Source organism: Streptomyces sp. NPDC127197, assembly GCF_042672405.1.
Lineage (GTDB): Bacteria > Actinomycetota > Actinomycetes > Streptomycetales > Streptomycetaceae > Streptomyces > Streptomyces flavusporus.
In genome coordinates this window covers 1-10,688 of record NZ_JBHXVG010000086.1, presented here as the reverse complement: position 1 = coordinate 10,688, position 10,688 = coordinate 1, and the positions used below count along the sequence as shown (strand labels likewise).

The window sequence follows — 10,688 nt, the reverse complement described above, 5'->3', positions numbered from 1 at the left end:
CCTCGCGGAACCAGCGCAGCACGAACACGGCCTGCCGGAACGGGCCCAGCGCCCGCGAGCCCTTCGGCGTGCCGATCCGGCGGCGATGGGCAGCCAGCAGCCGGGCGAGGTACTCCACCACGTGGCGCGGGACGTCGAGCATGGCAACATAGGTGACCAACGTGAAGCCTCTGGTACAGCGGACGATCTTGTGGTGAGAACCGTCCTACCAGGGGCTTTACGTCTGTCCTCCGCCGGGGCGCGGCCTTCGGCACTCGGCCCTGGCGAGCTCATCCCCAAAGCCACAACCTATTTCGCTGAGAAAACGTCACTGAGCCTTTTCCAAATTCATCGTGAGACAGCCAGGTTGGAACGACTGGAGGTGGCAGAGAGCCGTGTCGGCCCAAGCAGCGTTCACCGCCTCGGCGCACCCCACCATCTCCCTTGGTGGCGGGAGACGCGGTTCCACTCTTCGCTAGAGGCGTCATCGGGCACTGCTACTAGCATCGACTTCACTTCGTCATACGCGTGCTCGGCCTGAGCCGCGGTCAGGTGCCGGCAGTTCCACAGCAGCTGCGCCATCTCGGCCGTCAGCGGATCGTCGGGCCACGAAGGCTGGGGGAGTTCGACGCTTGTGATGGCGGCGAGGTCTCCAGGCGAGATGCCGAGGGTGGTGGCGAAGCCCGCAACCCGCTCCGGGGTCAGCGGCACGCGACCTCGGCCGATGCCGTGGATCGTGGAGGCGGCCAGGTACACGCGTCCATCCGTAAGCAGGGCCAGGGCCTTGGCCGCGGCGCTCAGGGAGTACAGGTTCCGGTTGCCGCACAGCAGGTTGACGAGCAACGCGCCAGCGCCCGAATCGTGCTGGCTATCGGTACGCGGCAGGTCCCATGGACGGTCGCGCGGTTCTCGTGGCAGCTGATCGACCAGCCGGTGGACACAAGTTCTCTGGTCCGACGGCAGTGCCATCGTGATCCGGACGAGGCTCGCGATGTCGGACCCGGCTGCCGGATGCCCGTGCGTGAGGGCTGCCGGCACCGGAACATCGGCGATTGCGTAGAGGTCGGCGGCGTGGAAGCCGAGCGCGGGGGCGAGGGCGTCGAGCTGCGAGGCCAGCGGCGGCGCGCCCTCTGACACCGAGCGGAGGTCGGCCTCGGGGATGCCAGACGCCGAGGCCAGCCATGCGACATCCACCCGACGGTGATTCAGAAGTCGAGTCAAGAGCGCCCCAAAGCCAGGATGATTCGCCACAGTGAGCTCTCCAACCTGCTGGGGATGTTGACCAGTTGGGCTGACAGGCAAGCGAAGCCCCTGGTAGATGGGTTTTCGGCCAAAAAGAACCGTCTCCACCAGAGGCTTCGTGTGCTTGTCTACCCGTCCGGGCTGGACGTGTCCAGCTCCGCCCTCCGTCTCCTCGCTGATCGCCTGCGGGAACACCGCCGGTCTTTGGGTACCCGGTGGCGGCGCTTGAGCACCAGCCGGCAAGCCCTGCTCACCCTCGCCCATCTCCGCAACGGGCATCCGTACGCCCAGCTCGCAGCCGGATTCGGCATCGGCACCACCACCGCCTACCGCTACATCACCGAAGCAATCGAGGTCCTGGCTGCCCTCGCCCCCACGCTCGCCGAGGCGGTCAGGACGGCGACGCTCAAGGCGTTCGTCCTGTTGGACGGGACGCTGTTGCCCATCGACCGCGCCGCCGCCGATCGCCCCTTCTACTCGGGCTGTCAAGCACAAGAAACACGGGATGAACGTGCAGATCGTCGCCGATCCGCTCGGCCGCCTGCTGTGGGCCTCGCCGGCTCTGCCCGGTGCCGTCCACGACGTCCGCGCGGCCCGCGAGCACGGCATCGTCGACGCTCTCGCCGAAGCGGACGTCCGCTGCTGGGCCGACAAGGGCTACCAGGGCGCCGGTGGCACGGTCCGTGTTCCTTACCGCGGCCGGTGGGAGACGCTGTCCGCAGGTCAGCAAGGGGCCAACCGATCCCATGCGAAGATCCGTGCCCTGGTGGAGCAAGCCGTCGCCACCCTCAAGTCCTGGCGGCTCCTACGCAAGCTCCGATGCTCGACCACCCGCATCACGAGCCTCGTCCAGGCTGTCCTCACCCTGCATCTGGCCAGCTCAAACTGAGGATGGAAAGAGCTCAAGGACTGGAACGAGAACCCCCAGCCGATCACCCGGACCACAACAACCGAGGAAATCCCCAACTCCCCTGCCCGCTCCTGCCAGCAGACTCCCGCGCAGGACCCCCGACAGAGCCCCCAATCCACCACCTCACAACAGGCCCACAGGCTCTCACCCACATGAACAGCCAACTGGCCACCGCCCGGATCACCGTGCGTGAGTGATCACGCAGCCCGGAGAAGCTGACCCCGGCCGGGCAGCCGCCGCGGTTGGGCGGACAGACTGTTCGGGCGAGCCGACGGGTCATGAGGCTGATGGCCGCGGGGGCGAGCACTGCTTCGAAAGTGCTGCGGGAGAATCTCGCAGTCCCGGACGCATCAGCGGGCGTGCAACAGCCACGCCAGCGACCTCTCGACCACCCACCCGCGCGGCAGGATCACAAACGCCAGGCGGCTCCCAGCTCGCACCGCGTCAGCGAGGGTGGGCGCGGCCGTGGCCAGGACCTCGACGGCCTCTCGGACATAGCGGTGGGCGGTCGCGACTCCGATGCCGAAGCCGGTGGCCAGGCGGGCGTAGGTGTCGCCGCAGCGCAGGTGAGCCAGGACCAGCAGGGCCTGCCGCCCCGGTGTCAGGCGTCGCCAGCGGCAACCGATCTCTCGGCGGCGTACGGTCAGTTGACGGGTGAGGTAGCGCAGATGCGCGGAGGACAGATCGATCGCCGACGGATAGACAAGCACACGAAGCTCCACGTGGCGAGGTTGCTCTTGGTCAGCACTGGCGGCTCGTGCGAGGCGATCGCGTGGAGCCCGGTGATGCAGTGCACCTGCGGCCCCACGGGCCTGGATTCACGCGGCCGCGCCTGGGCGCTTGGCCGGGAAGCCGTGAACGCGGGCGCCCACAACGGTGATGAGGCCGGGTACGAGGAGCAAGAGAACGCTCCAGGGGAAGGACACCGCGCCGAGCGTGTCGAGCAGGATGCCGCCGATGATGCCGCCGGCGGCCATGGCGGCGTTCCACAGGGTGACCAGCATGGCCTGGGCGGCGTCCGCAGCGGCGCCTCCGGCGTCCGCGGCGGCTGTCTGCAGCAGTGTGGGGACGCCTCCCCAACCGAGCCCCCACAGCAGGGCCGCCAGGTAGACAAGAGCGCTGGTGTGGGCCAGCACGCCGAGGATGGCGGCCGCGACGCCGACCAGGAGAACGCTGCTGATGGTGAGGGTGCGCAGTCGCCGGTCGATGTGGACTCCGGTGAACCAGATGCTCGCCAGGGAGGCGATGCCGAAGACCAGGAGGACCAGGTCGGTTGACTTGCCCATGTCGACGTGGGTGAGGAAGGTGGCGATGTAGGCGTAGAGAATGGTGTGGGCCAGGACGAAGACGAGCGTGACGAAGAGGACCGGTGCCACGCCCGGGGTGGCGAGCGCCCGCAGCATCCGGGGCCGCTCCTGCGAGCGCTGCCCGGGGTGGTCCGGCACGATCGCGGTGATCCAGCCGAGCAGGACGAGGGTGAGGCCCGTCATGATCAGGAAGGCCACCCGCCAGCCGAGCGCCTGGCCGACGAAGGTGCCTGCGGGAACCCCTAGGGAGAGGGCGATGGGGATACCGGCCATAGCGATGGCGACCGCTTTGCCCTGGAGTTGGGCTGGTGCCATGCGGCGGGCGTAGCCAGCCAGCAGGGCCCAGGCCAGTCCTGCGGCCACGCCGGCGACGAACCGGGAGATCAGGGTCAGCGGGTAGGTGGACGAGACGGCCGTGACGGTGTTGGCCGCGGCGAATCCGGCCATGGCCGTCAGCAGCAGCCGCTTGCGTCGCCATCCCGCAGTGGCGGCAGTCAGCGGGATGGCCGTGAGGGCGGTGCCGGCGGCGTAGACCGTCACTGCCTGACCCGCTGCGGACTCGCTGACATGGAGGCTGCCGCTCATCGCGGGGAGAACTCCGGCGGGTAGCGTCTCGGTCAGGCTGGTGATGAACACGGCCGTGGCCAGCGCCAGCAGTGCCGCCATCGGCAGCTTCTCGTTGCTGATCGGTGGGTGCGCATCAGCGGATCGATCGGTGCTCTCGATTGGCATGGCAGGTATGCTCAAACCTTCACATCGATGTGAAGGTCAACCTGACACTGCGTGAGGTGGAGCACATGCGCATCGGGGAGCTCTCCGAACGGACCGGCGTCTCCCGCCGACTCCTCCGCTACTACGAGGAGCAGGGCCTCATCGTCTCGGAGCGCTGTGCGAACGGCTATCGCAATTACGACGAACGGTTCGTGGACCGCGTCCTGCAGATCCGCGGACTGCTCGACGCCGGGTTGCCAACCCGCATCATCAAGCAGATCCTGCCCTGCCTCGACAAGCCCCGGCGCATCATCTTCTCCGAGGCCACGCCGGAGATGATCGCGATGCTGGAAGCCGAGCTCGACCGCATGAACCAACGCGTCGAATGCCTCACCCGCAACCGGGACGCCATCGCCGAATACCTCGAAGAAGTCCGGACCCACGCCCGGGCGGACGCCGCCTGAGGCATCACACCTGCAGGTGCGATGCCTCGCCGCGGATGGGGTGAGAGCGTTGCCTCCGGCTTGGCGTTCACATTGATGGCAAGGTTCCATGGGGCACGACCGCGCGCGATTGCTTCATCATGTCGAGTTCGGCGCCGACACACCCGTCGCCAGGGTGCATGGCTACACCATCGACCATCGGCTGCTCCTGCCCTCAAGCCCTCGTTCGCCGAGCGGGACGGCTGGCACCACCTCTACGTCGATCGACAAGCCGTACTCCTCCGGCAAGCAGCACAGCGCGAACATTCAGCGTCTCGCCGACCTGCATGGGCGTCTGCCGTGGACCTCATCCGAACTGCCCGGCTCAGTCCACGAGTTGCTGCCGCCCGCACCACGGCATACTGCTCAGCCAGACGAGGTTGTAGGGTCGGGGGCTGCGCGGTGGCGGAGTGCTTCCGCTCCGTTTCCAGCCCCCGCCGCTTCGAACCGTGCATGCGGTTCTCCCGCACACGGCTCACCGACGCCGTTCACCGACGGCATTCGGCCTTTCCCGCCAGGGCTTTCCGGCCCGGGCGGGACAACGGTTCCGTACGGGCTGATCAGACCGAGTTCGTTCGGGGACGAGACGGTCAGCACCCACCAGCCGAAGGCCCGGCTGCGCCGGTGCTTTCTGCTGATGAAGTGCGCGACGCGTTCCCGCGTGAACCTTCCGATCTTGCTGAAGCGGCGGGCGGAGTGACCGTAACGGAGGTACGCCATCCACCCGCGGAGGAACAGGTTCAAGTCCTCCACGATCGCTTCGGGATGCAGCGGGAGCCGACGCCGGGCGGTGATCTCCCGGATCCGGTCGCGGGCGTGCTGCATCGGCCTGTTCGAGGGCCAGCGGGCCAGGAATTCGAAGCGTCGGCGCCCGTGCAGTCCCCGGGAACGAACCTGACGGTGGTGAAACCCGAAGAAGTCAAAGCCTTCCTGGTCCGTCATCAGGTGCACGATCCTCGTCTTGGACTCCTTCGGCCTCAGCCCCAACTCCCCCAGCAGCTCAACCAGTCGGGCGAGCGCCCGCTCGGCCTGACTGCGGGAGAAGTACATCACGACCACATCGTCGGCGTATCGGACCAGGCCCCCGTCGTGCTCGTCCCATGCCCGGTCCAGCCGGTGCAGATAGACATTGCACATCAACGGTGAGATCACACCGCCCTGCACCCGCTCCCGCTGCCCCTCCGCCGCAGCCGCCCACGGACAGGCCAACTCCTCAACCAAAGACACCAGACGCGCCGTCGAGATGCCCGTGAACAACGGATGCGCCAACACCGCCCGATCGACCATGCCCCTCACCACGAGAGCATGCCCACCCGCTATCACGCACCAACTCGTTAACCGCCCCGGTGCAGCGGTGCGCGCCCAAGTGGCGTGCGCGCCTATGATCTTGCGTCATCGTTGATGTTGAACCCGTGGGGGGCGGAGTCTTGCCGAGGCCTGAAGATCGTCCGATCGTTGATCCAGAAATGCCGGAGGCAGATCGCAAGATTCTTTTGAGTGTCAGCGGTGAGGAACTCCCCTCCCCCGACGGTCGACGGCAAGCGATTCCCAGTGCGCGCGAGAGGAATCGCAAGGCACTGCGGGAGCTGGCTGCCGCGCAGCCGAAGAAGGCGACCGCCCCGCTCGGGCCCACCGGGGCGGCGATCGGCTTCGGCATCGCCACCCTGGTGTGCGGCCAGCTCACCTGGTCCTTCATGAACATGCCCGCCTACGCTCTCAGCGGTTGGGAACCCGCAGCCGGCTGCATCGGCACGCTCATCTGCCTTGCTCTGTGCGCCACCGCCGTCGGCATGCGCCGAAGCGAAACCCGTGCCCGCCGCACAGCGCGCCGCTATCGCGGCCAGGACCGCTACGTGTGCCCTGTCGACCTGGCACCCGAAGAACGTGACCTCGTCGTCCGGGCAGCCAGAGCAGTCGACACAATCACCGGCTCCCAGGCCCACAACGATGGCCTGATCGACAGCCAGCGCAACAACTCCGACCTGCCACACATCCTTTGGAAGATCGCTCTGGACAGCACGCGGATCTACCGTCTCGCTCGCGAGCACAGGCAAGCCGAACGCCACAGCGCAGGCGCCGACGTCGACGCAGCCCTCGCCACACAGGCCACCGCGCTCAACACGAGCCGGGAAGCCGTCGACCTCCGGGTCAAGGCGCTGGAAGCATACGCCGCGAAAGTCCGCACGATCGATAAGCTCATCGACCAGCAACGCCAGCTCCAAGAAGCCGAACGTCGCACGGACGCCTACATCGATCTCGTCGCAGCCACCACGGCCGACACGCTCACCACCGAGCAAGTGCGCACAGCGGAGGCAGAAGCAGCCGCGCTGGCAGGCCCGCTCGCAGACGCCGTGCGCATCGCACGAGACGCCGCCGCACTCGCGCTTCCCACCCCCGACCGGGCGGGCAGCTGACCGCCGATCAAAGGGATCTGTTCGATCTTTCCGCCGGTCGTCCAGTTGTGCCAGGCGCCGGCCGCGAGGCCGAGCAGCCGTGCGAGCTTGGCCTTTGGGCCCGGTCCAGTGGTACCAGTTGCCGGCCGCCAGGGCGAGGAGCCGTTGGCCGGTGCAGGCGAAGACACCCGCGCACAGCTGCTCTTGCTCCCCCTCTTACCCATGGCAGTCAGGCGGGTGGGGAATCCAGAGCGCGGGCGAAGGCATCCAGGGCGGTGAAGTCGCTGTCGCGCAGCCCCAGTCGCGCGTCGACACGATGGAGGAGCGCCTGGCCGTCGTGGTGCGCTGCCGTAAAGGCCCGGTCGGGCTCACCGATGTCGTCATCGACCCAGGCGAACGGCCGGCCGGCAGCGTGCGCGACAAGGTAACCGGTCTTCCAGAACGTACCGTCCGGGCCCTCCTCGTGCATCGTGGGCCAGTCCACGACAGGCAGTTCCGGCAGGCCGAGAACGGGCGCGATGAAGACGTTCGCCTCCGCTCCCCACGTGGTTGCCCACACCAGGTCGTACAGTGCGCTCAGGCCCCGGAGCCGACGGCCATGGCCGGTGCTGAGCCAGACCCGCAGCGGCTTCACATAGGGTCGTGGCGTGCCGGGGTGCTGAGCGATCCATCCCTCGGGCTTCATCCGGTGAGTCGAGTAGCCCGCGGGGCGGCGCTCCGGCTTCGCCGGCATACGGATTCAGCGGCCCGTCGACGTCAAGGTAGAGAAGGGGCCGATTCACGACAGTGCTCCTCCCCTCACCAGCCAGGTCAGGGTTGTGACGAGCGTAGCTTCATCCGTGCCACCGGCCTCTGATTTATTCATCAACAAAGCGACGGGCAAGAGCACACTCACCGAGACGCAAGGCCAGGTCAGCGGCACCCGCCTGTTCCTGACAGATCCACCGACAGGCCGTCCGCAAACACCTCGCCGCCCTTCGCGTGGGCACGGCCGAACCACTCCGGGCCGACATCCCCAGCCCGCGCAAGACCACCTCGTGGATCATGCGGCCGTGCGAGGCCCTCACCGAGAGCCAGGACCAGCGACTGCTTCACCTCCGGCTCGCCTGCCCGAACATCAGCGGGGCCTGCGACCTCGCCCAGGCGTCACCGATCTGGCCAGTCACCGACGCGGATATGTGCTGCTGGAGTGGATCCGCCAGGCCGGGCAGGACGCTCCGACACCGATACAGGGCTTCGCCGGCTTCCTCCGCCACGACCTCGACGCCGTCACCGCCGACCTCCCCTCCCCCTGGAATTTCCAATGCCGTCGAGGAACACGTGAACCGGCAGAAGACATTTCACGCGAGCCAGGTACGGCAGAGCCTGGTTCGAACTCCTCCGGACCCGCATCCTCAGCTGGATCGAGGAAGCCCCACCACACCGATGACTTTCCGCGCCCTCGGCCGTCTACAGGTGCGACAACCCGATCAAGGGCGAGACGAGGAGACGAAAAACATGAGCACCGAGCAGACCAGCGCAGCCAACAGTTTCTCCTACACGCTGACCCGGACGCTGGAAGCCCCCGCGGCGAAGGTATGGCGAGCCTGGACCACCGCCGAGCAGTACGCCCGGTGGGCAGGCGCCGTTGCCGACTCCGTCGAGATGGACGTACGGCCGGGCGGTGCGTGGAAGGCCACGATGGTCACACCCGACGGCGCTCAGTTCCCGCTGACCGGCTCCTATCTCGAGGTCGCCGAGAACAGCCGCCTGGTGATCGGCATGGACGTACCCGGCAAGCCCGCACCCGCGGTCATGACCCTGGAACTCACCGAGCAGGACGGCCAGCGCACACAGATCGTGCTCAGCCAAACCTGCGACACCACCGACGAACGCGACATGGCCGAGCAGGGCAGCACCATGCTCCTCGACAGCCTCAGCGCCTTCCTGGCCGAAAAGGCAGGCGACTGACCCCTGTTCAAGCTCACCAGCGGCCGCGATTCAAGGGCAAGCCCCTCCGGCCCCGGGCCTGCCTTCTCGACCGGCTGTGCCGTTCGACCGCATCCGCCACCGGCGCCGATAGTGCGGCAGTAGGTAGATCCGGCCCGACCGAGCACGGCACCCCACACGTCGCGAAGACTTTGCCGTTCCCGCCTTCACGCGTGCCCCGCCTTGACCTTCGCGAACTGCGGACAGATGCGCTTTCAAGGAGCCTCAATAACGTCCGTCAGTTTCAGACCGGCATGGGACATGGGCGGCGCCGAAACGGGGCCCTGATCAGCTTGCCCAGGACCCCGCACCCGTCTGCTCACGAGTCGGCTCATCAGCCTTCGATTGCGGTCCCACGGCCGGGTGGGCCGAGGGCATCCGGGAGTGCGTGCGGCGCGGCGGTATTCGATCACGGACCGGCGGAGGAGACGATGGGGCGGGAGGTGTATTCCATGGGCGAATACGTCGAAGCCAACGGAACGACGATCTGGACCGAGAGCCGTGGCCAGGGACCCGACGTCCTGCTGATCGCAGGGCTGGGCGACCCCGCCGAGGCGTGGCAGGCGCAGCTCGACGGGTTGTCGGACCGGTACCGGGTCATCGCCTTCGACAACCGAGGGGCGGGGCGGACGCCGTTGCCCGACGGGCCCATGTCCGTGGCCATGCTGGCCGACGACGCCGCGGAACTGCTCCGGGTGCTCCGGGTCGACAGGGCGCATGTCGCTGGTTTCTCGGGCGGCAGCGCGATCGCGCAGGAGCTGGCGCTCCGCCACCCGGAGGCCGTCCGCAGCCTCGTCCTCATGAGTACCTGGGCGCGGGCGGACGCCTACTTCACCACCATGACCCGCTTCTGGCATTGGCTGGTGACGGGGGCGCCCGACGAGCGCGCCATGCTGGAGGCGTTCTTCCTGTGGATGTACACGCCGCGCGCCCACGCCGACGGCACGGTGCAGCGGATCATCGACGAAACGCTCGCCTTCCCGTACCCGCAGTCCGCCGAGGCCTTCCAGCGTCAACTGGAGCCGTTCATGCAGCACGACACGCTCGACCGGCTGCCCGGCATCACCGCACCGACCCTCGTCCTGGCCGGCGAACGGGACATCACCACGCCACCGCGGCTTGGGCGGGTCGTGGCCGACGCCATCCCGGGCGCCCGCTTCGAGGTCATGGCGGGAGAGGCCCACCAGCCGTTCCAGGAGTCCCCGGACGTGTTCAACGCACGGGTCGACGCCTTCTGGGGCGAGATCGACGGCGGGACCCCGCCGTCCTGATCCTCAAGCGGCTTCCAACGGCGGCCGCTGCCGCCATCCCACTCCGAGCGGCGATGGCCGGCACCGGCGGCCATCGCCGCGGCCCAGTCGGCCGCCGCCAGCGTCTACACCATGAGCGCCGGGCGACTCGGGGCCATGTGGCCGCCCTGCTGGCGCTGACTGGCGCGTGCACCGGTGGGCTGGCTCATCTGCTGATGCGGTGCCATCCCGCTGCCAGCGGAGCCTTAGGAAGACATCGCAGCGCGATCGGACTCGCTACGGAGGACACAGAATTCATTGCCTTCAGGATCGGCGAGGACGGCCCAGCCCGCGCCGTCGGGCTTCCGGCGATCAGTGAGGTCTTTCAGCGTTGCCGCTCCAGGGTGAGGACCGCTGCGGCGATTGACGTCATTCGATTTGGGCTGCACCGCGCTCTGCGGAAGATC

The 10,688-nt window shown here is 67.9% G+C and carries 7 protein-coding genes and 6 pseudogenes; 5 read left to right on the top strand and 8 right to left on the bottom strand.

The window, feature by feature from the left end:
- Both ACFVJQ_RS44760 and ACFVJQ_RS44755 read right to left on the bottom strand, forming a co-directional pair.
- Positions 1-142, bottom strand: a pseudogene (locus ACFVJQ_RS44760) (IS5/IS1182 family transposase); the annotation flags it as partial.
- A 251-nt stretch (positions 143-393) separates the two neighbouring features.
- Positions 394-1,173 (bottom strand): hypothetical protein, encoded by a 780-nt coding sequence (locus ACFVJQ_RS44755; protein WP_385791674.1) that lies wholly within the window; start codon positions 1,171-1,173, stop codon positions 394-396.
- Between the two features lie 168 nt (positions 1,174-1,341).
- Here ACFVJQ_RS44755 and ACFVJQ_RS44750 point away from each other — a divergent pair.
- Positions 1,342-2,110, top strand: a pseudogene (locus ACFVJQ_RS44750) (IS5 family transposase).
- Between the two features lie 425 nt (positions 2,111-2,535).
- On the opposite strand, the pseudogene ACFVJQ_RS44745 reads toward ACFVJQ_RS44750, so the two are convergent.
- Together ACFVJQ_RS44745 and ACFVJQ_RS44740 are read right to left on the bottom strand one after the other, a co-directional pair.
- A pseudogene (locus tag ACFVJQ_RS44745) lies at positions 2,536-2,841 on the bottom strand (transposase family protein); the annotation flags it as partial.
- Positions 2,842-2,949: 108 nt separating this feature from the next.
- Complete coding sequence (locus ACFVJQ_RS44740) at positions 2,950-4,170, bottom strand: MFS transporter (protein ID WP_385791673.1); 1,221 nt, start codon at positions 4,168-4,170, stop codon at positions 2,950-2,952.
- 65 nt (positions 4,171-4,235) lie between these two features.
- Between ACFVJQ_RS44740 and ACFVJQ_RS44735 the strand changes: the two genes are divergently transcribed.
- On the top strand, positions 4,236-4,613 hold the full coding sequence (locus tag ACFVJQ_RS44735) for a MerR family transcriptional regulator (RefSeq protein ID WP_385517875.1): 378 nt from the start codon (positions 4,236-4,238) through the stop codon (positions 4,611-4,613).
- A gap of 384 nt (positions 4,614-4,997) precedes the next feature.
- Here ACFVJQ_RS44735 and ACFVJQ_RS44730 read toward each other — a convergent pair whose 3' ends face one another.
- Positions 4,998-5,918, bottom strand: coding sequence for a group II intron maturase-specific domain-containing protein (locus ACFVJQ_RS44730; protein WP_385517873.1), 921 nt, complete (start codon positions 5,916-5,918; stop codon positions 4,998-5,000).
- Between the two features lie 179 nt (positions 5,919-6,097).
- On the opposite strand from ACFVJQ_RS44730, the gene ACFVJQ_RS44725 reads away from it, so the two are divergent.
- Positions 6,098-7,045 carry a hypothetical protein gene (locus tag ACFVJQ_RS44725; protein WP_385517870.1) on the top strand — a complete coding sequence of 316 codons (948 nt, stop codon included), beginning with the start codon at positions 6,098-6,100 and terminating at the stop codon, positions 7,043-7,045.
- Positions 7,046-7,253: 208 nt separating this feature from the next.
- Here ACFVJQ_RS44725 and ACFVJQ_RS44720 read toward each other — a convergent pair.
- Positions 7,254-7,806 (bottom strand): annotated as a pseudogene (locus tag ACFVJQ_RS44720) (hypothetical protein).
- Positions 7,807-8,521: 715 nt separating this feature from the next.
- Here ACFVJQ_RS44720 and ACFVJQ_RS44715 point away from each other — a divergent pair.
- Positions 8,522-8,974 (top strand): SRPBCC domain-containing protein, encoded by a 453-nt coding sequence (locus ACFVJQ_RS44715; protein ID WP_385791670.1) that lies wholly within the window; start codon positions 8,522-8,524, stop codon positions 8,972-8,974.
- A gap of 470 nt (positions 8,975-9,444) precedes the next feature.
- Entirely contained in the window at positions 9,445-10,263 is an 819-nt protein-coding gene (locus ACFVJQ_RS44710; protein WP_385517866.1) for an alpha/beta fold hydrolase, read from the top strand.
- Positions 10,264-10,487: 224 nt separating this feature from the next.
- On the opposite strand, the pseudogene ACFVJQ_RS44705 reads toward ACFVJQ_RS44710, so the two are convergent.
- A pseudogene (locus ACFVJQ_RS44705) lies at positions 10,488-10,601 on the bottom strand (VOC family protein); the annotation flags it as partial.
- 5 nt (positions 10,602-10,606) lie between these two features.
- Positions 10,607-10,688: pseudogene (locus ACFVJQ_RS44700) on the bottom strand (IS5/IS1182 family transposase); the annotation flags it as partial.